The following is a 25,244-nucleotide window of genomic DNA, read 5'->3' on the forward strand; positions in this document are numbered from 1 at the left end:
CGACACGCCTATTTATCGGTTCGAGACTCGATGAATGCGTCGATCACGGGAGCCGGATGCGTCATGCGCCAGATCGGCCCCGGATCGGCGATTCGTCGATCGAGCTCGAGCAGCACGGTGACGTCTCCCGTGGGCGTCGTGAACGTCACCTGACCAACGCGTGTGCCCTTGGCCCCCGTGGTTACGGGGTCGACGGTGATGGTCTTCTTCACCGGGGTCGTCAACCAGATGAGCTGCGATCTGGTCGCCACCGCGACGCCGTGAGCCTCATCGCCCCAGGGCGTGGTGTACGTCACCACCCGCTCACCCTCCGATACCAGCACCGTCTGGGTCAGGGTCGCGGCCGCGGTCGAGATGAGCGTCGAGAGGTCGCCATCCAGGCTCTCGTAATCGGGCTCGCGCAGAAACGCGCCATAGAGCGGAACTGCATCCTTGCCGGTTCCGACCGTGAGGCGGAACAGGAAGCACAGACCCGCCGAGTCGGTGAAGCTGCGTGAGAGACCGGTGATGCCGTCGTCGCCGCGGTAGGCCGCAACATTGTCGACCTTGCGATTTCCCGCCACAACGACGCTGTCGTGGCTCATGATGTCGGCGAGAACGGGGTCCGCGAACGCACGCGCCGACAGGGCCGCGAGTTCGGATGCCGTGCCCTGCGATCCCTCGGCCAGTCCGGTCGCGTCGACCACGGTCGTGCCCGCATACCCGTTCTTCGCCAGCCACGCGTTGGCGGCGACGACGTAGGAATCGACCGACCCGAAAGCCCATCGCGCCAATGCATCGGCGTGGGTATTGCTCGAGCCGAGCAGCATCGACTGCAGGTATTGCTGTTCGCTCCAGGTCTCGCCGGCGATCAACGAGATCGACCGCGCAGACTCGGAGATGTACTTCACGTAACCCGCGTAGTCCTCGTCTGTGACCACGATCGACGGGCCCGGCTTGCCCGCTTCGATCGGCTTCGCGTCGAGCACCACGAGCGCGGTGATCACCTTCGTCACGCCACCCAGGGGAACGGGCGCTGCGTCGCCACCGGATGCGAGGATCGATCCGTCTGCGGTCGAGATGGCGCTTGCACCGTTCTGCGAGACCGTCGGAGCTCCGAGCGTCGGAAGGATGTCCGAGGCGTCGTCGATCACGGCCTTCGTGCTCGGGAGCGGGCCGACGAGAGTGGCCGGACCGTAGACGCCGATGGCGAGAATCAGAACGGCCCCGAGGGTGATGCCCAGAGCCCGGTTGATGCGTGATGCGGTTGACCTGGCCATGGGGCAAGGCTAACTGCGTCGGGCTGAGTAACCGGTCAGCCCCAGCCGAGTTCGTGAAGTCTGCTGTCGTCGATTCCGTAGAAGTGAGCGATCTCGTGCACCAGGGTCACGTGGATCTGATCCTTCAGCTCGTCGAGGTCCTCGACGAGTCCCAGGAGCGGTTCGCGGTAGAGCACGATCCGGTCGGGCATCTCTCCGAACCCGTACTGCCCGCGCTCGGTGAGTGCGACGCCGTCGTAGAGTCCCAGCAGATCGAGAGAGCCGTCCTCCGGCCTGTCTTCGACGACGAAGACCACGTTGTCGAGACCGTCGATCATGTCGTCGGGCAAGAGATCGAGCTCGGCGACGACGAGCGCCTCGAACTCCTCGGCATCGATGTCGTGCACCTCGCGCCCTTCGTGTCTCGTGGGGAACTCTGTGAAAGAAGAAAGGCCCGGGTCGTATATGACCCGGGCCTTTCTCACGTGGGGTGAATAACGGGGCTCGAACCCGCGACATCCGGCTCCACAAGCCAGCGCTCTACCAACTGAGCTATATCCACCATGTGCCACTCGATGAGGTACTCATCGAAGCGACAGAAGAAAACTCTACTACAGACCGGCGGCGAACTCGCGCACAATCGTGGATGAGAGCTCCTTCAGGTCTTCCGTGGCCGGTCCGGGCTCCGCAACGAAGGCGCCCTTGCGGTAATAACCGAGCTCTCTGATGGATTCGAGGATATCGGCGAGGGCGCGGTGGCCCCCGTCTTTCTTGGGTGCGTTGTAGTACACCCGGGGGAACCAGCGGTGCACGAGTTCTTTGATGCTCGACACGTCGACGCTGCGATAGTGCAGGTGACCGTCGACGCGAGGCATGTACTTGGCCAGGAACGCGCGGTCGGTACCGATCGTGTTTCCGGCAAGGGGCGCCTGCTGTCCGGTGGGCACGAACTTGAGGATGTACTCCAGCACCTGGAACTCTGCCTCGGCCAAGCTCACGCCGTGAGGGATCTCCTGATCGAGTCCGCTCGACGCGTGCATGTTGCGCACGAAGTCGTTCATGTTCTGCATGGCCGAATCGTCGGGCTTGATGACGATGGCGAAGCCCGGATCGAGGATGTTGAGGTCGAAGTCGGTGATGACCACCGCGACCTCGACGAGTTCGTCGACGCTGAGATCGAGTCCCGTCATTTCGCAGTCGATCCAGACGAGACGATCCGTGAGTGAAGCCATGTGGGCAATCCTATCCGTGCGCATGAATCGTAGGATGGACGCGATGATCATCACGCTCGCCATCCTGCTTCTCGTCAACGCGCTGTGGAACGCCCTCGTCTGGCCGCGCTTCTACAAGCGCATCAGCAAAGACCCTCGTGCGCGCGACGCATCGGGCAAAGCCACGACGTTCCTCATCGTGCACGCTGTGCTCATCGGCGTCTCGCTGCTTCTCGCCGCCGTGTCGCTTGTGGTGGCGGTCATCGCGCTCGTCTCTCTCTGACGCGCTATCGTAGAAACGCCTCGCGATGAGCGTGGCGCAACGCCTCCGTAGCTCAGTGGATAGAGCAAGAGCCTTCTAATCTCTTGGTCGTAGGTTCGATTCCTACCGGGGGCACTTCATTACGCTTCGTGTCGAATGACGATGAGAAGCCCTCAATAGTTGTCGCTTCAACTATTCTCAGTGTTTCCACAGTTCCTCCCAAGTAGTTGCAGCAGTGCCGCCCCTATGGTCGTAGGCGTACGAACTTGCCAGTACGAATCCCGACTGATGGAGAGAACCATGATCACCCGCCACCAGAAAACCGCCGTCACCGCCCTCGCCGGACTCTCGCTCCTCGGAGTCGTGACCGGCTGCTCCACCGGAGCAGACGCTTCGGATGCCGCCAGCACCCCTGCGGCCTCGTCCAAGAGCACCAGCGATGCGGCTCCCTCTACGTCGGCGCCCGCTGGATCGTCTGAATACAAAGACGGCGAGTACAAGGCGGAGGGCGAGTACACCTCGCCCGGTGGCAAGGAGACGGTCGGCGTCTCGCTGACCCTGGCCGGCGACAAGGTCACGGCCGTCACCGTCACGCCCGAATCGACGAACCCCAACGGCAAGAAGTACCAGGGCGAGTTCGCCGATGGCATCGCCGCCGAGGTCGTGGGCAAGAGTCTCAACGAGCTCAAGGTCTCGAAGGTCGCCGGTTCGTCGCTCACCAGCGGCGGCTTCAACGACGCCGTCGACAAGATCAAGGCCGATGCCGGCGTCTAGTTTCCGTTTCACCGGAATCGGCACGACGTGGCAGATCGATACCGGTGACGAGCTCCCCGAGGTCGTCACCGCTCGAGTACGAGGTCGTGTCGAGGAGTTCGATCGCGCGTACTCTCGATTCCGATCGGACTCACTGGTGGCGTCCCTGGCCGCCGAACCGGGTTCGGTCGACTTTCCGCCCGACGCGGTCGACCTTTTCGATCTCTACGACAAGCTCGATGAGATCAGCGGGGGAGCGGTGACACCATTGGTGGGCCGCTCCCTCGAGCATCTCGGCTACGACAGCCAGTACAGCCTCACGGCCGGGCAGGGTCGGATCGTGCCGAGCAGATGGACCGAGGCGGTGAGCCGCAGCGGCTCGAGAATCACGACGACCTCGCCGACCGTCATCGACGTGGGTGCAGCCGGAAAGGGCTACCTCGTCGACCTGGTGGCGGAGGTGCTCGTGGAAGCGGGGATCACCGAGTTCGTCATCGACGCCAGCGGCGATCTGCTGACCAGTGGAGAGCCCCTGAGAGTGGGCCTCGAGCATCCGTTCGACCCCAGCAAAGCGATCGGCGTCGTGACGATCGAGAACGAGTCGCTCTGCGCATCCGGATCGAATCGACGGGTGTGGGGATCTGGTCTGCACCACATTCTCGACGGTCGCACGGGGGCGCCGACCTCCGACATCATCGCTACCTGGGCGATCGCGGCCAACGGCCTGCTGGCCGATGGGCTCGCCACCGCCCTGTTCTTCGTGCAGCCCGAGCGGCTCGCGGAGCATTTCGAATTCGATTGGGTGCGCATGCGCTCCTCCGGCATAGCCGAACGATCCCGCACGCTGCGGGGAGAGGTGTTTTCCTGATGGCTCGACTGGATGCCCTGCTGGGCAAGCTTCAGATGTACCGACTGGTCAGCCTCGTGCTGGCGGCGATCGCTCTCGTCGCGATCGTCGAGAGCCTCGTCGGCGTGCTCGGTTTTCCGCCTCTCGCGCTGCTCGCGACGTTGACCACCGTGGTGGTGTCGTGCGTCGTGGCCAATCGTGTCATGGCCCTGCTCTTCCGTGTGCGGCCGCACACGGAGTCGTCGGTCATCACCGCGCTCCTGCTGTTCTTCCTGTTCTTTCCGACGACAGACGGCAACGACCTCGTGTCGGTCGCCCTCGTCTCTGCCATCGCCGTGGCCTCGAAGTACGTGCTCGCCTGGAGGCGTCGCCACATCTTCAACCCGGCCGCGGTCGGCGCCGTGATCATCACGCTCACCGGTCTCAACGCATCCGTCTGGTGGGTCGGCACGCCGGTACTTCTGCCCGTCGTCGCGATCGGCGCGCTGCTCGTTCTCTACCGAACCCGTCAGCTGCCCATGGGGCTCACGTTCATCGTGCTCTCCACGGTCGTCGTCACCATCGTGCAGTCGTCGTTCGGTCTGACCGTGCCCGATGCACTCGTCTATGCGCTCGGATCGACGCCATTGATCTTCCTCGCCGGTTTTATGCTGAGCGAGCCGCTCACCCTGCCGCCGCGCCTCTGGCAGCGAATCGCGCTCGCCGCCGTCGTGGCGTTGCTCTTCTCGATCCCCTTCTCGATCGGTCCACTGCACGGAAGCCCGGAGCTCGCTCTCGTCGTGGGCAACCTCCTGGCATTCCTCGTCGGCCAGCGTCGTGGTCTGTCGCTCTCGTTCGAGCGCTCGGTCGCACTCACGCCATCGATGACGGAGTTCGTTTTCTCGACGAAGCACCCGGTCTCATTCCGTGCCGGACAGTACATGGAACTGTCGATTCCGCATTCCGGCGCCGACTCCTCGGGAACTCGCCGAGTCTTCAGCATCGCGTCGGCGCCGAGCAACCCGCACGAGGTGCGCTTCGGCGTGCGCATGGGCGAGTCGACCTCGAGCTTCAAGCGGGCTCTCGCCTCGCTCAAACCCTCGCAGTCGGTGAGGGCGAACCTCGTGGCGGGGGACTTCCTGCTTCCGTCAGACCCGAACAAGCCTGTACTGCTCGTCGCGGGGGGAATCGGGATCACGCCCTTCATCAGCCAGCTCCAGCACGACGCGGCTGCGGGCGAGCAACGCGACCTGGTTCTCGTCTACGCCATTCGAGGCCACGAAGAGTTCGCCTACGCTGACGAGTTGAAGAGGCTGGGAATCCGCGTCGTGCTTCTCGCACCCTCAGAACCGGAGAATCTGCCCGAGGGGTGGAGCTACGCGGGGTCGGGTCGTCTGACCGGTGACGTCATCGAGCGTCATGTCCCCGATGCGCGACAGAGGACGGCCTTCGTCTCAGGACCGCCGCGCCTGGTCGGGGCAGCGCGCTCGGAGCTGAAGCGCCTGCGCGTTCGCCGGGTCGTCACCGACGCCTTCTCGGGATACTGATCGGGGCTGCGCCCTGCGGCGTCAGTCGTTGTCGGATGCCCGACGCGGCGGGAACGCGTTGATCGGGGGCGGGGTCTCGCCGCCGTCGGGCGACTCGCGGTGCCGTTCCACAGCGTTCACATTCTCGAGGACGCGCTTGGTCTCTTCGCGAGCCGCGCGCTGTTCCGGCGTTTCGACGGTCGCCGATGCGGCGGGTGGCGTCGAAGGAGCCTGAGGCGTGACGGGAGTGATGACGGTCGTCGCCTCGATCTCGGGGGTGCTGTGCTGCTCATGGTGCTGCTGGGCGACCCACTCTTCTTGCTGCCGTGCGAGGTGCTTCTCGGCATCCTCGTCTTCGACGCTCCAGCGCTCGAGGTCTGACTGGAAGGTCTTGCGGCTGCGGCCCGGTCGTTCCTGCCACTCGATGAGGCGATCGCGGAATTCGATGACCGCAGGCTCGACCTGATAACCGAAGGTGGCGGAGTTGCGGCGCATGTCGGCGAGTGAGTGCGCAGCCCAGTCTGCCGCGACGGCGGAGCCCTTGATGGGAAGCATGCGGATCTGGATATCAGCCTGGCCGACGGCGCGGTCGGACATGATCTGCTCCTGCGGCGTCAACGAGTTCCACACGGACGCCTGCTGAGCGGCGTCGATCAGAGACGCGATCGCGGCCACCTTGAGCTCGCGATCGTGCTTCGCCAGAAGTCTCTTGATCGAGGCACTCGCGATCCAGGCGCCGACTATCGCGGCAACGATGATCGCTGCTGCGGGGAGCACGATGCCGGACACCACGAAGCGTCCGTTGCTCGAAAAGAACCAATCTGCGAGGTCGTTCCACCATTCCATGAGGCGAAGACTACGTCGTCGTCTGCAGGCATGACGGCGCGACGAGCCGAGGAGAGATCGATTCGTGATCGACGGATTATGCGAAGCACGCTCTCGCGCTGTCGAACGAGGCGAAGTCGCCGATGTCGACGAGTCGAGTCGTGTTGGAGACGAGACGGCGGGCAGCGAAATGGTGTGCCCCGGCGGCCCGTGCCTCTTCGATGTAGCCCAGCACATGCCCGGCCGGATGGACCACGCGCCAGAAGCCGGGACGCAGAGCGACGAACGATGCAGCGGAGGTCGTGGATGTGATGGTCATTGCAACTCCTGTCTTCGCGCCGGCCCGGGCTCGTGGTGATGAAGAAAGGTTAGGAGCAGCCACCGACAGTGAGTGTCAGAGCCCGGTGCCGTGCACCGCGTGCGGTTCGATCAGTGAGAGTTCGGCCTCGGAGAGGGGCTCTGCCTGCAGCGCATCGAGATTCTGATCGAGCTGTTCGACACTGGATGCGCCGATGATCGCGCTGGTCACCTGCGGCTGGCGAAGGACCCAGGTGAGTGCGAGTTGGGCCAGCGTCTGGCCCCTGTCTTTCGCGATGGCGTCGAGAGCACGGGCGCGCGCGAGGTAGCCCTCGTCGATTCGCGACTCGGGCAGGAACCGGCTCGTCGCGGCACGCGACCCATCCGGAACCGTGCCGGTGAGGTAGCGGTCGGTCAGGAGGCCCTGTGCAAGCGGAGAGAAGACGATGCCGCCCACGCCGAGTTCGTCGAGGACAGGGAAGAGGCCTTCCTTTTCGATGTGCCTGTCGAACATGGAGTAACGCGGCTGGTGGATGAGCAGCGGGACGCGATGCTCGGCCAGCGCAGCGTGCATGCGCCGGGTGTCGTCGGGCCCGTAGTTGGACACCCCGACATAGAGAGCCTTGCCCTGGGATACCGCGCTGGCGAGCGCAGCCGCCGTCTCTTCGATCGGCGTTTCCGGGTCGGGGCGGTGGTGGTAGAAGATGTCCACGTAGTCGAGCCCCAGTCGCCCGAGACTCTGATCGAGCGACGAGAGCAGGTACTTGCGCGAGCCGAAGTCTCCATAAGGCCCAGGCCACATGTCGTAGCCGGCCTTCGACGAGATGACCAACTCGTCGCGGTAGGCGCCGAAGTCGTCAGCGAGGATGCGCCCGAAGTTGGTCTCTGCCGAACCGTAGGGCGGTCCGTAGTTGTTGGCGAGATCGAAATGGGTGACTCCGCGATCGAAAGCGCGATGCACGATATCGCGCTGCGCCTGCAGAGGCTTCGTGTCTCCGAAGTTGTGCCAGAGACCCAACGAGAGGGCGGGCAGCTTGAGCCCGCTCCGCCCTGTCCTGTTGTACTGCATCGACTCGTATCGGCTGTCATCGGCTCTGTAGATCACGCAACAACCGTATTGCACGGGATCGAATCCACAAGCGCGATAGTGCGGGTGAGTAAGGGAGCCGACCTCTCCTCCTCCGCCCGGGATCGCGCGGAGCTGTGCACAGATCGCACGATGGCGACTCCACACAGCGCGCCCGACCGCGATTCTGGTGCAACCGGCGCGAGAACGGAATCAACTGGCACGAGTGCCGCTCTCGCGTCGGCCAACTGACCGATCGTAAGGAGAATGACGTGACAGACATCGTGACGCTCGCAGGCGTCGTAGCAACCAAACCCGAGAACGTTCGAACCAGCACGGGCCTGACGGTCGCCAATTTCCGTCTCGCATCGAGCCAGCGACGATTCGACCGAGCGACGTCGACCTGGGTCGACGGCGACACCAACTGGTACACGATCAACGCATACCGATGGATGGCCAACAACGTGGCCAATTCGCTCGAGATCGGCAACCACGTGGTTCTCACGGGTCGCCTGCGGGTGCGCAACTGGACCAGTGGAGACAAGCGCGGCACCGCAGTCGAAGTCGACGTCGATTCCATCGGTCATGACCTCGCGTTCGGGGTGTCGCACTTCACGCGACTCAAGGCGGCCGTTCCGGCCGAGCAGCAGGGCGCCGCATCCGGTGACGAGGCTCCTGAACCCGATCCGCTGGATTCCGGCTCGCACGACCCGGCAGCGAACGACATCTGGTCTACCCCGGTCACCGGCGCCGGCCTCTCGCATGACGCCGACGGGCCGGCAGAGGTGGAGAGCGAGGACGTATCGGACACGGAGAAGGTGCCTTTCTGACCGACGCCACGAACCGGTGAATCTGCCGAGCCGTTGCGGCGCCCCCGAGGCCCTCACCTAGAATCGGTGAGGGCACACGGGGGACACAGCGAAAGAGGGCATAGTGACGCGCACGGCGACGGGCAGCACCGGCACACGACGACGTCGAGCGTCACTGGCGGCGGTCGTGGCGGCAGCCACGTTCGCGCTCATTCTGACCGGCTGCGTTGCGGAGTCCGAGCCCAAGCCCGCCGAGACATCGGCCGAGCCGACCGTGTCCGAGACGCCGACACCGACGCCATCCGACGCGCCCCCACCCGCCCTTGTTCCGAACGGCACCGCCGCCGAGAACAAGCCGTTCTTCGACTACCTCAACAACCAGGCCATCACGGCAGCCGGCGGTCAGCCCGACGGCCCCACATTCATCAACTCTCTCCGCGCCGGCGGCTTCGCCGTCGAGACCATGGAGCTGACGCCCGACATCACCACGGTGGGCGTCAAGGCCGACTCCGTGCAGTTCTCGGTGCACGCCCCCGATGCCTGTCTGATCGGGCAGTGGGGCGCGGTCGGGGGATACACCAGCATCATCGCGGCGCCGCTCGCGACCGGCAAGTGCTTCGTCGGCCAGACGCGTCCCATCGACTTCTGAGCCGAGGAAGACTAAGGCGAAGAGACCATAGACTGGTCGAATGGCCGAATATATCTACTCGATGGTCCGCGCCCGCAAGGCCGTGGGAGACAAGCTCATCCTCGACGACGTCACGATGGCGTTCCTTCCGGGGGCGAAGATCGGTGTCGTCGGCCCTAACGGAGCCGGAAAGTCCACGATCCTCAAGATCATGGCGGGGCTCGACACGCCGTCGAACGGCGAAGCCCGGCTTACCCCCGGCTTCAGCGTCGGAATCCTCATGCAGGAGCCGGAGCTCGACGAGTCGAAGACCGTGCTCGAGAACGTGCAGGAGGGTGTCGGCCCGATCAAACAGAAGGTCGACCGCTTCAACGAGATCGGCCTCGCGATGGCCGAGCCTGATGCGGACTTCGACGCGCTCCTCGCCGAGATGGGAACCCTGCAGGAGGAGATCGACGCCGCCGATGCGTGGGACCTCGACTCGCAGCTCGAGCAGGCAATGGATGCGCTCCGCACCCCGCCCGGCGACTACAGCGTCGCCAACCTGTCCGGGGGTGAGAAGCGTCGCGTCGCCCTCACCAAGCTTCTCCTCCAGAAGCCCGACCTGCTGCTCCTCGACGAGCCCACCAACCACCTCGATGCCGAGAGTGTCCTCTGGCTCGAGCAGCACCTCGCCAAGTACCCCGGCGCCGTCCTCGCCGTCACTCACGACAGGTACTTCCTCGACCACGTGGCCGAGTGGATCGCCGAGGTCGACCGCGGCAAGCTCTACCCCTACGAGGGCAACTACTCGACGTACCTCGAGAAGAAGCAGGAACGTCTGCAGGTTCAGGGCAAGAAAGACGCCAAGCTAGCGAAGCGACTCTCGAGCGAGCTCGAGTGGGTGCGCTCGAACGCCAAGGGCCGCCAGGTCAAGTCGAAGGCGCGCCTCGCCCGCTACGAGGAGATGGCAGCCGAGGCCGAGAAGACGCGCAAACTCGACTTCGAGGAGCTCGTCATTCCCGTCGGGCCGCGACTGGGCTCGCAAGTCATCGACGCGAAGGACCTCAAGAAGGGCTTCGGCGACCGTGTTCTGATCGACGGACTCAGCTTCACCCTCCCGCGCAACGGCATCGTCGGCGTCATCGGCCCGAACGGTGTCGGTAAGTCCACGCTCTTCAAGACGATCACCGGAATCGAGCCGCTCGACTCGGGCAACCTGAAGATCGGCGAGACAGTCGACATCTCGTACGTCGACCAAGACCGCGGCGGCATCGACCCGCAGAAGACGCTCTGGGAGGTCGTGTCCGACGGGCAGGACTACATCCAGGTCGGCAAGACAGAGATCCCATCGCGCGGCTACGTCTCGCAGTTCGGATTCAAGGGCCCCGACCAGCAGAAGAAGGCGGGTGTGCTCTCCGGTGGTGAGCGCAATCGCCTGAACCTCGCGCTCACGCTCAAGCAGGGCGGCAACCTGCTGCTGCTCGACGAACCGACGAACGACCTCGACGTCGAGACGCTGTCCAGCCTCGAGAACGCTCTCCTCGAGTTCCCCGGATGCGCCGTGGTCATCACACACGACCGGTGGTTCCTCGACCGCATCGCCACGCACATCCTCGCCTACGAGGGCACCGAAGAGGCTCCGTCGAACTGGCACTGGTTCGAGGGCAACTTCGAGTCGTACGAGCAGAACAAGATCGAGCGACTGGGTCCGGATGCGGCCAAGCCGAACCGTTCGGCGTACCGCAAGCTCACGCGCGACTAGTCGAGGTCGCGATGCGCCTGCACGTTCCCATCCGCCTGCGCTGGTCGGATCTCGACGCCTACGGTCACGTCAATAACGCCGAGATGCTGCGCCTCCTCGAGGAGGCGCGCATCGAAGCGTTCTGGATGCCCGATCCGGGAGCGGCGGAGTCTGCGGCCGGGGCATCCACGGCGGTGCTCGACGGGCGCCCTGGCTCCGACACGCTGACGCTGATCGCTCGGCAGGAGATCGAGTACCTCGCTCCCGTGCCGTACATGAGGCAGCCGGTCGACATCCAGCTCTGGCTCGGACGACTCGGCGGGGCGAGTCTCGAGGTCTGCTACGAGGTGCGGAGCCCCGTCGGCGTCGAACCGAACGTGCTGTTCACTCGGGCGACGACGACGATCGTGCTGGTCGACGCGGCTACGCAGAGGCCGCGCCGCATCAACGACATCGAGCGCGCAGCGTGGGAGCCCTACCTCGACGCGTCGGTCGAGTTCACGAAACGCGCTCGCTAGGCGGAACCCGCACCATTCCCTCCTGGGCCACGCTCGCGAGAAGCACTCCGTCGCGCGAGTAGATGCGACCCAGAGACAACCCACGGCCCCCGTGACCGCTCGGCGATTCCTGAACGTAGAGCATCCATTCGTCGACTCTGCCGAACCGGTGCCACCACATGGCGTGGTCGAGGCTGGCCGTCTTCAGTCCCGGTGTCACCCATGCGATGCCGTGCCGGCGATAGATCGGCTCGAGGATCGTGTAGTCACTCGCGTAGGCCAGTGCCGCGCGATGCAGATTCGGGTCGTCGGGCAAGGTGCCGAAGGCTTTCATCCACACCGCCTGATGCCCCACGGGCGGGCCCTCGACAGAGAGGTAGATCGGCGAGTCGACGTGGCGCATGTCGAAAGGTCGCTCGGTCGCCCAGAATCGGGCGACGGGGTGGTCGATTCCCTGCAGCCGTTCCGCCGTGCTCGGGATGTCCTCGGGTTGCGGGATCCCTTCCGGCATATCGATCTGGTGCTCGAGTCCCTCGTCCTCCGTCTGGAACGAGGCGATGAGCGACAGAATCGGAGTTCCATCCTGGTATGCCTGGGTGCGCCGCGTGGCGAACGAGCGGCCGTCGTGGATGCGATCCACGGCGAACGTGATGGGTTTGTCGACGTTGCCGGGCCTCAAGAAGTAGCCGTGCATCGAGTGCACGATCCTGTTCTCGTCGACCGTGCGCATCGCGGCCGTGATCGACTGCGCGAGCACCTGTCCGCCGAAGACGCGACCCTGCGGCATCCACTGCGACGGGCCCGTGAAGATGTCCTCGTTCGTGCGCGCGCCCGTATCGGTCAGGTCCAGCGCTGTGAGGAGCCCTTCCAATGGCGTAGCACGGATCTTCTCGGTCATGCTGCCTCCCATATTGGCGTTCCCAGTGAAGTAGTTTAGACAGCGAGATGGTTCAGTCATTCGCCCTTGTCGATTCGCCCTCGCTCGGCGACCTCAAAGTGTTCCTCGGTCGCTCCGCTCGCCTCGACCAGGGCGGCGTGCGACTCATCGGGGGATCAGGCGTGCTCGCCGTGTATGCCCCCGTGCTGCACCCGCGGGGCCTCCTCGACAATGCGCCCACCGTGCTCGGACTCCGCACGTTCGCGCTGGCCGAGAGCGCCTCGTTCGACGTCGTCGTCTCCGCTCGCCAACTGCTCGATCGGCTGGCCCTGCTCTCGGTCACCGTCAATCTCGACGATGGTCCTATCGGGGTGCTCATCCCGCCGCCCGAGTCGTCGCCGGCCTGGGTGGGGATCTCGCCGCCCCGCGGCGGCTGGACAGCTGCTGGTGAGGTCGCCGCCCCGGTACTCGAGGCCGCCGCCCGCAGCGGTGTGGCCGAGGTCGCTGCGGCGCTGCCGACAGACGCGGGCGAGCAGCTCGTGCACAAGGTGCGTGCCGAGGTCTGGGGTCGCGCGATTCCGGATGTCGTGCCGCCGATTCCCGCGGGCGTCGGTCTGGCCGCCGACAGCCTGGGCTTCCTGCGTACCGATGAGCCTGCGCGCATCCTCGTGTCGGGAGCCTGGACCCGCGTCTCGACCAAGCGGGGCCACGTTCTCACTCGCTGAGCAGTCTCGCTCGTCACAGCTGGGCTGCGGCCGCGCGGCCGGCCTCGCGACCAGAGAAGAGGCATCCGCCGAGAAACGTTCCTTCGAGCGACCGGTAGCCGTGCATGCCTCCACCGCCGAATCCGCTCGCCTCGCCCGCAGCGTAGAGGCCGGGAATCACCCGGCCCTGCGCATCCATCGCCTGACCGAGCAGATTCGTCTCGATGCCGCCCAGGCTCTTTCGAGTGAGAACGTGCAACTTCACGGCGATGAGCGGCCCCGCCTTCGCGTCGAGCAGGCGGTGCGGGCTGGCCACTCGGATGAGTTTGTCGCCCCGATAGCGCCGGGCTCCACGGATCGCGGTGAGTTGCGCATCCTTCGTGAAGTCGTTCGCGACCTCGCGATCGCGCGCGAGAACCTCTCGTTCGACGAGTCCGCCGTCGAGCACACCGTTCGGCGACAGCGCCTGCATCGACTCGATCAGCTCGCCGAGCGTGGAAGCGACCGCGAAGTCGACGCCTTTCTGCTTGAATGCCTCGACCGGTCCCGGGGCGCCGGGAGCCACACGCTTCGCGAGCAGCCGAAGATCCTTGCCTGTGAGGTCGGGGTTCTGCTCGCTTCCCGACAGCGCGAACTCCTTCTCGATGATCTTCTGGGTGAGCACGAACCAGCTGTGGTCGTATCCGGTCGTACGCAGGTGCTCGAGTGTTCCGAGCGTGTCGAATCCAGGGAACAGGGGGACGGGGAGACGGCGCCCGGTCGCGTCGAGCCAGAGAGACGACGGGCCGGGCAGAATCCGGATGCCGTGTGACGGCCAGACCGGATCCCAGTTCGTGATTCCCTCGGTGTAGTGCCACATGCGGTCGCCGTTGATGAGGTGAGCCCCGGCTGATTCTGTGATCGCGAGCATGCGGCCGTCGACGTGGGCCGGCACGCCCGAGAGCATCGTGGCCGGGGGAGCGCCGAGGCGCGCGGGCCAGTTCTTGCGTACGAGATCGTGGTTGCCGCCGATGCCGCCGCTCGTCACGATGACTGCCTGGGCCTCCAGCTCGAAGTCGCCGACCACGTCGCGCGAGCTGGATGCTCCCCGCACCGCGTCGTCGTCGGCCAGGATTGCGCCGCGAACCCCGACGACCGAGCCGTCTCGCGTGAGGAGCTCGTCGACGCGGTGCCGGTGCAGCATCGTGACCAGTCCCTGGGCGATCCCCTCATGGAGTATGCGCACGAAGGGGGCGAGCACGCCCGGGCCCGTGCCCCAGACGATGTGAAAGCGGGGCACGCTGTTGCCGTGACCGTTGGCCGTGTAGCCGCCGCGCTCCGCCCAGCCCACCACGGGAAAGAACCGCACGCCCAGGCCGTGAAGCCAGGCGCGCTTCTCGCCGCCGGCGAAGTCGAGATAGGCCTCGGCCCAGCGCCTCGGCCAGGCGTCTCCTTCTCTGTCGAAGCCGGCGCTGCCGAACCAGTCCTGGTGCGCCAACTCGGAGGAATCGTGCACGCCGAGTCGGCGCTGCTCAGGGGTGTCGACGAGGAACAGGCCTCCGAACGACCACCAGGCCTGTCCGCCGAGGGATGCCGCGGGCTCCTGCTCGACGATCGTGACCCGGCGCCCCGAGCGGATGAGCTCGGATGCGGCGACAAGGCCCGCCAGGCCCGCGCCCACGATGATCGCTCCGGTGCTTGTCGATGACATCAAGACTCCTTCGTCTCTTCTGCGCGTTCAGCGAATGATCGCTCGGCTACTCCTCGAAGGTGTTCACCATGGCGTGCGCCGCCCTGTCGAGGTATCCCCAGAGCGTAGCGTCCTGCAGCGGGGCAAGCTCAAGAGTGTCGACAGCGGCGCGCATATGCGTGAGCCAACGGTCTCGAGCATCGGGGTTCACCTTGAACGGCATGTGCCGCATCCGAAGCCTCGGGTGACCGCGTTCTTCGCTGTAGGTGCCGGGGCCGCCCCAGTACTGCTCGAGAAAGCCGGTGAGGCGCTGAATCGCGCCCTCGTGATCTTCCTCCGGGTACATCTCCACGAGGACGGGGTCTGTCGCGACGCCGTCGTAGAACGCGCGCACGAGCTTCTCGAACGTGGCTCGACCTCCGACCTCGTCGTAGAACGAGCGGGAGAGGGCCGAGTCTCCGTTCTGCGAGACGCGGAGGGTGATGGGCGACGGCTCTGAGGGAATCGACATGTCAGCTATCCGTCTTCTTGGGAGCCCGAGGAGGACGTGTGCCCGTCTCCCCGGACTTGGTGGTGTTCTCGTCGACGCTGGTTGTGAGGGGAACCGGCTTGGTCTTCGGGGTGCGGGCGCCAGAGACGCTTGCCGCGCCCTCGAAGCCCGAGAGGACGATGCTGTTAAGGGCCGGCAGCCGCACATCCATCTCGTCGAGCGCTCGCTTCAGGCGCATCCGCAATTCTCGAGCGACCGTGTCTTTCGATGAGGTGCGGGTCTTGACCACGAGCCGGATGACGAGGGCCTCAGCCGAGATCGACTCCAGTCCCCAGATCTCGGGCTTCTCCATGATCAGACTGCGGTACTTGGGGTTGGAGGCGAGGGCGGTGGCGGTCTCGAGCATCTTCTTCTGCACCTCGTCGACGTCGGTGTCGTAGGGGACGGCGAGGTCGATGATGACTCGCGCCCAGCCCTGCGACATATTGCCCACGCGCAGGATCTCGCCGTTACGCACGAACCAGAGAGTGCCGTTCACGTCGCGCACCTGGGTGACTCGGATGCCCACGGCCTCGACGACACCGGTGGCAGGCCCGAGGTCGACGACGTCACCGACGCCGAGTTGATCCTCCATCACCATGAAGAGACCGTTCAAGACGTCTTTCACGATGTTCTGGGCGCCGAAACCCAGACCGGCGCCGAGTGCCGCCGTGAGGATCGCGAGGGAACCGATGATCTTCTCGTCGATCGTGGTGACGACGAGGATCAGCGTGACCACGACCACGGTCACATTGACGATGTTCGTCAGCACCGTTCCCAGCGTGCGTGTGCGCTGCACGACGCGCACCGCGGCCAGGGGCGACGCGATGAGGGCCTGCGTGTCTTGAACGTTCTGCTTCTTCTTGACGCCGGAGACGACCTGCTGCACGACGCGTTTGATCACGAAGATCAGTAGCGCGCGGATCGCGAATGCGAGCGCGATGATGATGACGATGTTGATGGGCTTGCCCCACACGAGCATGAACTCGTTGAAGCCGGTCCAGAAAGCGTTCCAATCCATATTCACGTCACTCTATCGATGGCGTCTCAGTGGCGGCTGAAGGGCACCCCGCTCGAGGTGCCCTCCAGTGCTCAGTCCGCGTCGCGCGCCTGCGCCGCGATCGCGCGGTCGACGCCGGCCAGGTTCTCGACGACGAGGCGGCGCAGCGCCGGGGGCTGCTCGGCGTTGGCATCGAGCCATGCCTGAGTCGCGTCACGCAGCTGCTGGTTCGCCAGCGCAGCGGGGTACAGACCGGTGATCAGCGACGACGAGATTCCGTAGCTTCGCGTCTCCCAGATGGTGACGAGGGCGTCGAAGTACTTGGTCACGAACGGCTCGAGGAGCGCCGTGTCGTGGGCGCGCTGGAACCCGAGGGCCGTGGCGCGCACGATGGCGTTCGGAGCTTCGTCGGTGTCGATGAGCGACGACCAGGCGGCGTTCTTGCCTTCGGTCGTCGGAATCGCCGCCGCGGCGTGCGCGGCCGATTGAGCGCCGGATGCCGTGTTGTCGTTCTCGAGCGCCTGATCGATCTCGGGCTGGCCGGCTTTGCCTCCGGCGACGAGGGCGATCAGCAGCTCCCAGCGCAGATCGGTGTCGATCTCGAGGCCGTCGAGTGCAACCTCACCGTTGCGCAGCGCTGCCACGGTCGCCAGCTGCTCGTCTGTCGAAGCCAGGGCGGCGAAGAAGCGCACGAACTGGAACTGCGCGTCGCTGCCCGCCTCGGCGGACTGGGCAAGCGACCACAGCTCGTCGGCTGCGACCTCGATGACCTCGCCGCGGGCATCCGGAGCGATGTAGCTCGTGCTGGTGAGCACGAGCTGGTTCAGGGCGGTGCGGAGCGTCGTGCTCTCGGTCTCGGTGGCCACGTTGCCCAGCACCAGGCGCACGAAGTCGCGTCCGCGCGTCTCGGCATCGCGGGTCGAGTCCCAGGCGGAGCCCCACAGGATGGCGCGCGCGAGAGGGCTCGTCACAGCGGCGAGGCTCTCTGCCGCGACAGCGAGTGACGCGTCGTCGAGACGCACCTTGGCATAGGCCAGGTCGTCGTCGTTCAGCAGAACGAGGTCGGGGCGACGCTCGCCGACCAGTTCGCCGACCTCCGTGCGCTCGCCGTCGACATCGAGCTCGACGCGCTTCGTGCGCACCAGAGCGTCGCCGTCGAAGGAGTAGAAGCCGATCGCGAGACGGTGCGGGCGAATGGTGGGATACTCGTCGATCGCCGTCTGCAGCACGGCGAACGACGTGATCGTGCGGTTCTCGTCGGTCGCGATCTCGGGGCGCAGCGTGTTGACGCCGGCCGTCTCGAGCCACAGCTTCGACCATTCGCCGAGGTCGCGGCCGCTGGTGGTCTCGAGCTCGGTCAGCAGGTCGACGAGCTCGGTGTTGCCGAAGGCGTGCGCGTCGAAGTAGCGGGCGACGCCGGCCATGAACTCGGTCTGGCCGACCCAGGCCACGAGCTGCTTCAGCACCGATGCGCCCTTGGCGTACGTGATGCCGTCGAAGTTGACCTGCACGTCTTCGAGGTCGTTTATGGTCGCGACGATGGGGTGGGTCGAAGGCAGCTGGTCTTGGCGGTACGCCCAGCTCTTCTCGGTCGAGGCGAAGGTGGCCCAGGCCTCGGTCCACTCCGTCGCGTCGGCCGTGGCGAGGGTGGACATGTACTCGGCGAACGACTCGTTCAGCCACAGGTCGTTCCACCAGCGCATGGTGACCAGGTCGCCGAACCACATGTGGGCGAGCTCGTGCAGCACGGTCACCACACGGCGCTCGCGCACCGCGTCGGTGACCTTCGAGCGGAAGACGTAGGTCTCGGTGAACGTGACGGCGCCCGCGTTCTCCATGGCTCCGGCATTGAACTCGGGCACGAAGAGCTGGTCGTACTTGTCGAAGGGGTAGGGGTAGGAGAACTGGGTCTCGTAGAACTCGAAGCCCTGGCGGGTCTTCTCGAAGATGTAGTCGGCGTCCATGTACTGCGACAGCGACGCGCGCGAGAAGACGCCGAGGGGGATGGTGCGCCCGTCGCTCGAGGTGAGCTCGCTGCGCTCGACGACGTAGGGGCCGGCAATGAGCGCGGTGATGTACGACGAGATGCGCGGGGTGGGCTCGAAGCTCCACGTGGCGCTCTCGGTGCCCTCCACGGCCACCGGCTCTGGCGTCGGCTGGTTCGAGACGACCTGCCAGTAGGCGGGTGCCGTGACGGTGAACGAGAACGTCGCCTTAAGATCCGGCTGCTCGAACACGGCGAACATGCGGCGCGAGTCGGGAACCTCGAACTGGCTGTAGAGGTAGACCTCGCCGTCGACGGGATCGACGAAGCGGTGCAGGCCCTCACCGGTGTTCGTGTACTCGGCATCGGCGTCGACGACGAGCACGTTCTCGTCGGCCAGATCGTCGAGCTGGATGCGCACACCGTCGTTCACGGCAGAGACGTCGAGCGACCGGTCGTTCAGCGTGACCGAGTGCACGGAGCGGGTGATGGAGTCGATGAACGTCGACGCGCCTGCGGCGGCGGTGAACCGAACGGTCGTCGTCGACCGGAACGTCTCCGCTCCCTGGGTGAGATCGAGGACCACGTCGTAGCTCGAGACGCTGACGATGGCGGCGCGCTCCTGCGCTTCGACGCGGGTGAGGTTTTCTCCAGGCACTGGTGACTTCTTTCGTACTCGTATGAGTTCTGGGCGCGCGAGTTCGTGACCCGCCGCGCGTGACCGTACCAGCCTATCTGCGCGACCGGCCGGCCTCAGTAAACTCATCCCATGCGCATCCATATCGCCACGGATCATGCCGGGCTCGATTTCTCCCAGACCATCCAGGAGCACCTCGCATCCCTCGGGCACGACGTGATCGATCACGGACCGACGAGCTACGACCCCATCGACGACTACCCGTCGTTCTGCATCAATGCGGCCCAGGCCGTGGTGCGCGATCAGCGAGCCGGCGTCGAGGCTCTCGGTGTCGTCTTCGGTGGCTCGGGCAACGGCGAGCAGATCGCGGCGAACAAGGTCACGGGCGTGCGCGCGGCGCTGGTCTGGAACCACTCGACCGCCGTACTCGCTCGCCAGCACAACGACGCCAACGTCATCTCGATCGGTGCCCGCCAGCACACCGTCGACGAGGCCATGGGCCTGATCGACGCCTTCGTGGCCGAGCCCTTCTCGCTCGAGGAGAGGCACGTGCGCCGCATCGCGCAGCTCGCGGAGTACGAGGCCACGGGAGCCATCGCGGGCCACGTCGTCGACCCGGCCTGAGTCATGCCCGAGGGACACTCCGTACATCGCATCACCCGTCAGTTCGCCCGCAATTTCGTCGGTCGCCGCATCGAATCGTGGTCCCCGCAGGGTCGCTTCGCCGAGGGCGCCGCGATCCTCGACGGACGCACGATGACCGATACCAAGGCCGTCGGAAAGCAGATGTTCCTCGAGTTCGACGGCGAGGTCTGGCTGCGCGTGCACCTCGGCATCTACGGTGCCTGGGACTTCGCCGGCGACATCACCCGTGACGACACCATCGCCGCAGCGAACGGCCGCATGGGCCAGACGAATCAGCGGGGAACCATCGTCGACGAAGACGGGGAAGACTCCATCTCGAGCATCGGCGCGCCGCGGCGCGCCCGGCTGCGCATGTCCGAACAGGAACAGCTCGGCGAGGAGATCACCGAATGGCCGCCGGCCCCAGTCGGGGCGGTGCGCGTGCGCCTGTTGACCGACACCGCGGTCGCCGACCTGCGCGGCCCGACCGCGTGCGAGATCCTGGATGCGGCCCAAGTCGCCGTGGTGATCGCGAAAGCCGGGCCGGATCCGCTTCTCGAGACCACACCGAAGGCCCGCCGCGAAGCCGAGGACCGCTTCACGAAGGCCGTGCGCAAGAAGCAGACACCCATCGGCCTGCTGCTCATGGACCAGTCGATCGTCAGTGGCATCGGCAACGTCTATCGCGCCGAGTTGCTGTTCCGTGCCCGACTCAACCCGCACACCCCGGGAAAGCTCGTGCCGGAGGACACGGTTCGCGCGCTCTGGAAGGACTGGACGAAGCTGCTGACCATCGGCGTCGAGACCGGCCAGATGATGACCATGGACAAGCTCTCCAAGGCCGACTACGAGAAGGCGCTCGCGAAACGCGACGACCGGCACTGGGTGTACAAGCGAGACGGACTGCCCTGTCGCGTGTGCGGCACGAACATCGTGCTCGAGATCATGGGCGGCCGAAAACTGTACTGGTGCCCGAAAGATCAGGCGTGACGTGAGAAAGGCCTGACATGAGAAAAACACCCGCCTTCGTGCTCAGCGATGAAGCAGAGTTGCGACGACTCATCGAACTGAATCCCTGGATCACCCTCGTCAGCCACACCTCGAAGGGGCTCGTCGCGTCGCACTACGCTGTGCTGCTCGACGACAGCCGCGACGAGCTCGCCATCGTCGGGCATGTCGGCCGACCCGACGAGAGGCTCCACGAACTCGGCCAACACGAGGTGATGGTCATCGTGCAGGGGCCTCACGGCTACATCTCGCCGTCGTGGTACGACGCCGAGACGGCGGTACCCACCTGGAACTTCACGTCTGCCCACCTCTCGGGCGTTCCGGAGATCCTCGACGCCGACGAGAACCTGCGCGTGCTCGACAGACTCGTCGAGCACTTCGAGAAGCACGTCGACGAACCGCGGCTCATGCGCGGAACAGTTGAGAACTCGGATTTCGCCGACGCGATCAGCGCGGGCACCGTGGGTTTCCGGCTCGTTCCGACGCGCATCGAGGCGAAGACGAAACTGAGTCAGAACAAGCCGGAGGCGACGGTCGATCGCATCATCTCCGAGCTCGAGGGTGACGGGCCGTATGCGAGCGAAGCGCTCGCGGCCGAGATGCGACGAGTACGAGGAGAGAAATGACCGAATCGGTGCTGTTGACGGGAGCCCGGCTGCCCGGGGGAGCGAGGGCCGACCTGCTTCTTGTCGACGGTCGCATCGATTCGGTGGGGGAGCCCGACGGCATCGTGCGTGGTGCGTCATCGAGCCACGACGACGCGTCGACGCAGATCATCGATCTCGATGGCCGCTACGTGATTCCAGGCCTCTGGGACAAGCACGTGCACGCCACCCAGTGGGCGCTCGTCTCGCGCCGTCTCGACCTGTCGTCAGCCGAATCGGCGGCCGATGCTGTCGCTATCGTCGGCCAGCGACTCAGGCAGGCTGGTGAAGCGGATGCCGGGCCGCTGGTCGGTTACGGGTTCCGCGACGGACTCTGGCCCGACGCTCCGCACCGCGGCCTGCTCGATGCCGTGACAGGTGCACGACCCGTCATCCTCGTGAGTGCCGATCTCCACTGCTGCTGGCTGAACTCCGCCGCGCTCGCAGAGCACGGCCGGGCGGAGCATCCCACAGGGCTGCTCCGCGAAGACGACTGCTTTGTCGTGACCCGCACCCTCGGCGACGTCGAGACCGAGACCCTCGATAGCTGGGTGCGCGACACCGCTCGCGCCGCCGCGGCCCGGGGTGTCGTCGGTGTCGTCGACCTCGAGATGTCGTGGAACGTCGACGACTGGACCCGTCGCATCCGGTCTGGCGCGACAGAGCTGCGGGTGCGATTCGGTATCTACCCGCAGCACCTCGACCGGGCCATCGATGCGGGGCTCGCGACCGGCGCGCTGATCGCGGGCACGCACGGACTGCTGCAGGTGGGGCCGTTCAAGGTGATCACCGATGGGTCACTCAACACGCGAACCGCGTACTGCTTCGACGAGTACCCCGGCCTCGAAGGGCTGGCCCACTCTCGCGGGCTGCTCAACGTTCCGTACGACGAGCTCGTACCGATGCTTCGCCGTGCGAGCCAAGCGGGCCTCGTTCCGGCCGTTCACGCCATCGGCGACCACGCCAACAAGCTCGCTCTCGATGCGTTCGAACGACTCGGCGTGGGCGGAAGCATCGAGCACGCCCAGCTCGTCGCCGAGTCCGACTTCGAGCGCTTCGCCCGTCTCGGGGTCACCGCCGGTGTGCAGCCCGAGCACGCCATGGATGATCGCGACGTCGCCGACAAGTACTGGCCGGGGCGCACAGGCCGTGCGTTCGCGCTCGCGTCACTGCTCGAGGCCGGAGCCGATCTCGCCCTCGGATCCGACGCTCCGGTCGCCCCGCTCGACCCCTGGATCACCATCGCCGCCGCCGTGGTGCGCACGGGTGACGATCGTGCGCCCTGGCATCCCGAGCAGTCCATCTCGGTCGCCGACGCTCTGTTCGCCTCAGCCGACGGACGTCGTGCCCTCGAGCCGGGCGGGCCAGCCGACATCGCCGTTCTCGACGTCGATCCACTATCAGCCAGCACCGACGAACTGCGCCGGATGCCCGTGGCCGCGACGCTGCTCGCGGGGCGCTTCACGCACAACGCGCTCTGACTCGGCGCGAGACACTGCCAGTCGGTGCTTCGGGCGCGGGTGCGTGTTTCCTGCTCACCCCAGCACATTTCGCGGCTCACCGAAAGGTCGGCTGCGCACAGGAGATCGCCGCTGCGCACTCGGGAGCTCGCAGAAGATCGGCGATCGGCTCCCGGAGCAGGGCGACCTCAGAGGCGGGGCTCCGCGTCGCGTCGGGTGCTTTCCCGCTAGCCCGACCCGCGATCTGCCGGAGCGTCGCTTTGATGACCGAATTCTGCAGCGTCGTCTTGATGGCCTGTATCGCGTTGCTCGATTGGGGATGGGGTCGTGAAGTCTCCTTCGGTCTTCAAACGTTGGCGTTGAGTGTGATTCGTCAGCCGGGACTTTCTAGCTCGGAACTCTCTAGAAGGGGCAGTCCGCGAGATCCTCCTCCGGTCCTGTCCCTCTCTTTGCGACTGCTTGCCCGGCCACGGTGGCGGCTTCTGAGCTGACGACGGCACTCAATGCTGCTGTGGATGCATGGATGAGTCGTTTCGGTGCGGGTTGCATCCTGCCTTCCGGCCGGACCGTGTACTCGTAGCCCGCTGGCGAGGTGGCAGTCAGGATGTCGTCTCCGTTCTGCACGATCTGCCACCGGGTGTGGTGCTTCACCCTGTGATGCCCTTGACTGAGCGGTGCGAGGTTCTCCGGGATCGTGTCCCCTCCGTAGACGTGGTCTTCGGTGTGGTCGACATCGGCCTGTTCCGATGGGACGGTGCAGCCGGGGAATACACAGGTCGGGTGCACGAGTCTCGCGTGGTCGATCATGCGCGCCGTGGGCCGATAGTCCCTGGGGTCGGTGGTTAGGATGCGTCCGGTGATCGGGTCGGTGAGGATACGCCGCCACGACGTCGCCTCCGCCGTCAACTGCGCGGCGGTGGCCGGGTCGATCGGACCATAACCGCGGAGAATCGCGGCCTCCTCGCCGATACCGAGGATGGTCATCGCGGGCACCATCACGTGCACCCTGCCCCGGACGCCACGGGTCGCCCCCGGAATCGAGGTTTCGCCGTTGAGCATCAAATCGGTGAGCACATCGAGCTTCAGGTGCCCCACGCTGCGCGGGTCACCTCCCGCCCTGAGACCTGCCGCGAGGCGGGCGGCACGGTCGGCGATCGCGTGAATCTCCGGCGCCGGAGCGAACAGGGTCAGGTACGCCATGCCATCCGCTGCCGGATCGACGTAAATGCGTCGGGTGGCTGCGGCCTTCTCGGCCCGTTCGACCGCGGTGGTGGGTTGGGCGAGTTCGACCTCGTGGCGGGCCTTGCGGTCGAGTTGCTTCGGATTCACCTCCGCCGCCAGCACCGCAAGCCCGGTGTCGTAGGCGGTCAACGCATCTCCGTCGAGACCGTCGGAATGCTTCGCGATGACCTCGGCGTGCTCCCACGACACGACCCCCGCAGTTACTGCGGCGAGCGTGGCCGGGAGACGATCCACGAGAGCGGTGCTTGTGTCGATCAGAGTCGCGGCCCGATACTCGGTGCGGCGGGTGAGCTGGGCGAGTTCGGTGAACAACTCGACTCTCTCGACTCGAGCGGTCGACCATACGGGACCACCGGTAGAGGTGTCTGCTGGTGCCTGCCGGTGAAGGTGGTTTCGCGCGTCGGTGACGCGTCTGGCCCTGACCGCAGACAGTCGGGCTATCTGCTGATCGAGGGCGGCGACCTCCTCGAGCGCGACCACGTACGGGTCGGGCTCGAGGAGCGGGATGGTTGATGTCATACCTGAAGTCAAACAGCAGCCACCGACACCGGGTCCGCGACGGGATTCATTGCTTGATCAGGGAATATTGCTGTGGATAACTACCGAATGGGCGCCCTGTGGAGGAGTAGACATCGCCTTCCGGGTGCTCTTCGACAGGCTCAGGGAACGGGTCTCGATACGGCCGCGGGCGGCCTACTCGACCAACGCGGCCAGGTCTCGATACGGCCGCGGGCGGCCTACCCGACCAACGCGGGGCTGTCTGCTCGACCAGTGCGGGACGTGGCCTACTCGACCAGCGCACGTGGGTCTCGATACGGCCGCGGGCGGCCTACTCGACCAACGCGGCAGCCGGGTCTCGACCAACGCGGGCGCGGCCTACTCGACCAGCGCAGCCGTCTCCCGATGGGCGCAGAGATCAGCGGCGGGTCACGAGTGACCATGCCGCGCGCCGCAGCTCGGGGTAATCGAAGGCGATGCCGCGCAGGATCTCGAAGTTCGACTGATGCGGATCACCGGGGCGACGGGCCTCGACGTGGGCGGTGCGGAGCCCGATGACGACGCACTGGTCGACCGTGGGCAGGTCGGGGAGAAACTCCCACGGATCTTCGCCCTCGCGGCAGCGGGCTTCGATGCCCGCATCCAGAACGTCACGGGCCTCCTGCCGGAGCTGCGATAGAGCAAGAAGATCTTTTTCCACCCAACAA

26 protein-coding genes and 2 tRNA genes are annotated in these 25,244 nt (G+C 65.8%); 14 read left to right on the forward strand and 14 right to left on the reverse strand.

What is annotated here, in order from left to right:
• Positions 1–8: 8 nt before the first annotated feature.
• The 4 genes from CCK87_RS04125 to orn all read right to left on the reverse strand — a co-directional run bounded on the left by CCK87_RS04125 (position 9) and on the right by orn (position 2,470).
• Complete coding sequence (locus tag CCK87_RS04125) at positions 9–1,259, reverse strand: D-alanyl-D-alanine carboxypeptidase (protein WP_086460170.1); 1,251 nt, start codon at positions 1,257–1,259, stop codon at positions 9–11.
• A 35-nt stretch (positions 1,260–1,294) separates the two neighbouring features.
• Positions 1,295–1,645, reverse strand: coding sequence for a metallopeptidase family protein (locus CCK87_RS04130; RefSeq protein ID WP_086460171.1), 351 nt, complete (start codon positions 1,643–1,645; stop codon positions 1,295–1,297).
• A gap of 79 nt (positions 1,646–1,724) precedes the next feature.
• A tRNA-His gene (locus CCK87_RS04135) sits at positions 1,725–1,800 on the reverse strand.
• Positions 1,801–1,849: 49 nt separating this feature from the next.
• Positions 1,850–2,470 carry an oligoribonuclease gene (orn, locus tag CCK87_RS04140; protein WP_086460172.1) on the reverse strand — a complete coding sequence of 207 codons (621 nt, stop codon included), beginning with the start codon at positions 2,468–2,470 and terminating at the stop codon, positions 1,850–1,852.
• Positions 2,471–2,513: 43 nt separating this feature from the next.
• Here orn and CCK87_RS04145 point away from each other — a divergent pair, with 43 nt between their 5' ends.
• The 5 genes from CCK87_RS04145 (at position 2,514) to CCK87_RS04165 (ending at position 5,837) form a co-directional block, all read left to right on the forward strand.
• Positions 2,514–2,732 (forward strand): hypothetical protein, encoded by a 219-nt coding sequence (locus CCK87_RS04145; RefSeq protein ID WP_086460380.1) that lies wholly within the window; start codon positions 2,514–2,516, stop codon positions 2,730–2,732.
• Positions 2,733–2,773: 41 nt separating this feature from the next.
• Positions 2,774–2,846, forward strand: a tRNA-Arg gene (locus CCK87_RS04150).
• 165 nt (positions 2,847–3,011) lie between these two features.
• Complete coding sequence (locus tag CCK87_RS04155) at positions 3,012–3,485, forward strand: FMN-binding protein (protein WP_086460381.1); 474 nt, start codon at positions 3,012–3,014, stop codon at positions 3,483–3,485.
• The gene (locus CCK87_RS04160) at positions 3,472–4,332 is read left to right on the forward strand and encodes an FAD:protein FMN transferase (RefSeq protein ID WP_086460173.1); all 861 of its coding nucleotides are present in this window, start codon (positions 3,472–3,474) and stop codon (positions 4,330–4,332) included. Before CCK87_RS04155 ends, CCK87_RS04160 begins: the two co-directional genes overlap by 14 nt.
• Positions 4,332–5,837, forward strand: coding sequence for a hypothetical protein (locus tag CCK87_RS04165; protein WP_086460174.1), 1,506 nt, complete (start codon positions 4,332–4,334; stop codon positions 5,835–5,837). Before CCK87_RS04160 ends, CCK87_RS04165 begins: the two co-directional genes overlap by 1 nt.
• Before the next feature lie 21 nt (positions 5,838–5,858).
• Here CCK87_RS04165 and CCK87_RS04170 read toward each other — a convergent pair whose 3' ends face one another.
• The 3 genes from CCK87_RS04170 to CCK87_RS04180 all read right to left on the reverse strand — a co-directional run bounded on the left by CCK87_RS04170 (position 5,859) and on the right by CCK87_RS04180 (position 8,007).
• Positions 5,859–6,662 carry a hypothetical protein gene (locus CCK87_RS04170; protein WP_086460175.1) on the reverse strand — a complete coding sequence of 268 codons (804 nt, stop codon included), beginning with the start codon at positions 6,660–6,662 and terminating at the stop codon, positions 5,859–5,861.
• A 76-nt stretch (positions 6,663–6,738) separates the two neighbouring features.
• Positions 6,739–6,960, reverse strand: a complete 222-nt coding sequence (locus tag CCK87_RS04175; protein WP_086460176.1) for a hypothetical protein — start codon at positions 6,958–6,960, stop codon at positions 6,739–6,741.
• Between the two features lie 75 nt (positions 6,961–7,035).
• Complete coding sequence (locus tag CCK87_RS04180; RefSeq protein ID WP_086460382.1) at positions 7,036–8,007, reverse strand: aldo/keto reductase; 972 nt, start codon at positions 8,005–8,007, stop codon at positions 7,036–7,038.
• Positions 8,008–8,276: 269 nt separating this feature from the next.
• On the opposite strand from CCK87_RS04180, the gene CCK87_RS04185 reads away from it, so the two are divergent.
• The 4 genes from CCK87_RS04185 to CCK87_RS04200 all read left to right on the forward strand — a co-directional run bounded on the left by CCK87_RS04185 (position 8,277) and on the right by CCK87_RS04200 (position 11,682).
• Positions 8,277–8,834 carry a single-stranded DNA-binding protein gene (locus tag CCK87_RS04185; RefSeq protein ID WP_170927136.1) on the forward strand — a complete coding sequence of 186 codons (558 nt, stop codon included), beginning with the start codon at positions 8,277–8,279 and terminating at the stop codon, positions 8,832–8,834.
• Positions 8,835–8,937: 103 nt separating this feature from the next.
• Positions 8,938–9,462 (forward strand): hypothetical protein, encoded by a 525-nt coding sequence (locus tag CCK87_RS04190; RefSeq protein ID WP_086460178.1) that lies wholly within the window; start codon positions 8,938–8,940, stop codon positions 9,460–9,462.
• A 40-nt stretch (positions 9,463–9,502) separates the two neighbouring features.
• On the forward strand, positions 9,503–11,185 hold the full coding sequence (ettA, locus tag CCK87_RS04195) for an energy-dependent translational throttle protein EttA (RefSeq protein WP_078715228.1): 1,683 nt from the start codon (positions 9,503–9,505) through the stop codon (positions 11,183–11,185).
• A gap of 11 nt (positions 11,186–11,196) precedes the next feature.
• Positions 11,197–11,682: a thioesterase family protein gene (locus tag CCK87_RS04200; RefSeq protein ID WP_086460179.1), complete on the forward strand. Its 486-nt coding sequence runs from the start codon at positions 11,197–11,199 to the stop codon at positions 11,680–11,682.
• On the opposite strand, the gene CCK87_RS04205 is transcribed toward CCK87_RS04200, so the two are convergent.
• Positions 11,663–12,559, reverse strand: a complete 897-nt coding sequence (locus tag CCK87_RS04205; protein WP_086460383.1) for an acyl-CoA thioesterase II — start codon at positions 12,557–12,559, stop codon at positions 11,663–11,665. The two genes, CCK87_RS04200 and CCK87_RS04205, sit on opposite strands and share 20 nt — an antisense overlap.
• A 47-nt stretch (positions 12,560–12,606) precedes the next feature.
• Here CCK87_RS04205 and CCK87_RS04210 point away from each other — a divergent pair, with 47 nt between their 5' ends.
• Complete coding sequence (locus CCK87_RS04210; protein ID WP_086460180.1) at positions 12,607–13,263, forward strand: hypothetical protein; 657 nt, start codon at positions 12,607–12,609, stop codon at positions 13,261–13,263.
• Between the two features lie 13 nt (positions 13,264–13,276).
• Here the strand turns inward: CCK87_RS04210 and CCK87_RS04215 are convergent, their stop codons facing one another.
• The 4 genes from CCK87_RS04215 to pepN all read right to left on the reverse strand — a co-directional run bounded on the left by CCK87_RS04215 (position 13,277) and on the right by pepN (position 19,082).
• The gene (locus CCK87_RS04215) at positions 13,277–14,932 is read right to left on the reverse strand and encodes an FAD-binding dehydrogenase (RefSeq protein ID WP_086460181.1); all 1,656 of its coding nucleotides are present in this window, start codon (positions 14,930–14,932) and stop codon (positions 13,277–13,279) included.
• Positions 14,933–14,978: 46 nt separating this feature from the next.
• Positions 14,979–15,422, reverse strand: coding sequence for a globin (locus CCK87_RS04220; protein ID WP_086460182.1), 444 nt, complete (start codon positions 15,420–15,422; stop codon positions 14,979–14,981).
• 1 nt (position 15,423) lies between these two features.
• A complete protein-coding gene (locus CCK87_RS04225; RefSeq protein ID WP_086460183.1) occupies positions 15,424–16,461 on the reverse strand; it encodes a mechanosensitive ion channel domain-containing protein in 1,038 nt (345 codons plus the stop codon).
• 71 nt (positions 16,462–16,532) lie between these two features.
• Complete coding sequence (gene pepN / locus CCK87_RS04230; protein WP_086460184.1) at positions 16,533–19,082, reverse strand: aminopeptidase N; 2,550 nt, start codon at positions 19,080–19,082, stop codon at positions 16,533–16,535.
• A gap of 111 nt (positions 19,083–19,193) precedes the next feature.
• On the opposite strand from pepN, the gene CCK87_RS04235 reads away from it, so the two are divergent.
• Genes CCK87_RS04235 through CCK87_RS04250 form a run of 4 tightly spaced genes read left to right on the forward strand, consistent with a single transcriptional unit; the run spans position 19,194 to position 22,818 of the window.
• Entirely contained in the window at positions 19,194–19,685 is a 492-nt protein-coding gene (locus CCK87_RS04235; protein WP_086460185.1) for a ribose-5-phosphate isomerase, read from the forward strand.
• A 3-nt stretch (positions 19,686–19,688) separates the two neighbouring features.
• Entirely contained in the window at positions 19,689–20,675 is a 987-nt protein-coding gene (locus tag CCK87_RS04240) for a DNA glycosylase (protein ID WP_086460186.1), read from the forward strand.
• A 17-nt stretch (positions 20,676–20,692) separates the two neighbouring features.
• Positions 20,693–21,319 carry an FMN-binding negative transcriptional regulator gene (locus CCK87_RS04245; RefSeq protein WP_086460187.1) on the forward strand — a complete coding sequence of 209 codons (627 nt, stop codon included), beginning with the start codon at positions 20,693–20,695 and terminating at the stop codon, positions 21,317–21,319.
• On the forward strand, positions 21,316–22,818 hold the full coding sequence (locus CCK87_RS04250) for an amidohydrolase family protein (protein WP_086460188.1): 1,503 nt from the start codon (positions 21,316–21,318) through the stop codon (positions 22,816–22,818). The genes CCK87_RS04245 and CCK87_RS04250 overlap by 4 nt, the downstream gene beginning before the upstream one ends.
• 381 nt (positions 22,819–23,199) lie before the next feature.
• Here the strand turns inward: CCK87_RS04250 and CCK87_RS04255 are convergent, their stop codons facing one another.
• Together CCK87_RS04255 and CCK87_RS04260 are read right to left on the reverse strand one after the other, a co-directional pair.
• A complete protein-coding gene (locus tag CCK87_RS04255; RefSeq protein ID WP_086460189.1) occupies positions 23,200–24,558 on the reverse strand; it encodes an HNH endonuclease signature motif containing protein in 1,359 nt (452 codons plus the stop codon).
• 397 nt (positions 24,559–24,955) lie between these two features.
• A complete protein-coding gene (locus CCK87_RS04260; protein WP_086460190.1) occupies positions 24,956–25,237 on the reverse strand; it encodes a hypothetical protein in 282 nt (93 codons plus the stop codon).
• Between the last annotated feature and the right edge of the window lie 7 nt (positions 25,238–25,244).

This window comes from Agreia sp. VKM Ac-1783 (assembly GCF_900177765.1).
Lineage (GTDB): Bacteria > Actinomycetota > Actinomycetes > Actinomycetales > Microbacteriaceae > Agreia.